This is a genomic window from Microvirga antarctica (assembly GCF_017921815.1).
Classification (GTDB): Bacteria; Pseudomonadota; Alphaproteobacteria; order Rhizobiales; family Beijerinckiaceae; genus Microvirga; species Microvirga antarctica.
The window spans coordinates 1-293 of record NZ_JAGEMM010000056.1; the positions used below are offsets into that span (position 1 = coordinate 1).

At 57.3% G+C, this 293-nt stretch carries 1 pseudogene; it reads left to right on the forward strand.

Going from position 1 to position 293, the window contains the following annotated elements:
- Positions 1 to 293, forward strand: a pseudogene (locus J4G32_RS20830) (hypothetical protein); the annotation flags it as partial.

The window sequence follows — 293 nt, forward strand, 5'->3', positions numbered from 1 at the left end:
GCCCTGCTGGTTGTCTGTCTGCTTCTGCTGCTGCCTGCGGCGGATAGCGAAGCGCATCTGGCCATACTGAGCATTTTCTGGGGCATCGCGATTATGGTGATAGGGCTCGGTATGCAGGTGAAAGTACTGGCGCTGGCCCCGGACGCGACCGATGTCGCAATGGCGCTATTTTCAGGCATCTTTAATATTGGTATTGGCGCTGGCGCGCTGGTAGGTAATCAGGTGAGTTTGCACTGGTCAATGTCGGCCATCGGCTATATTGGCGCCATACCCGCCTGTGCCGCGCTGGTATG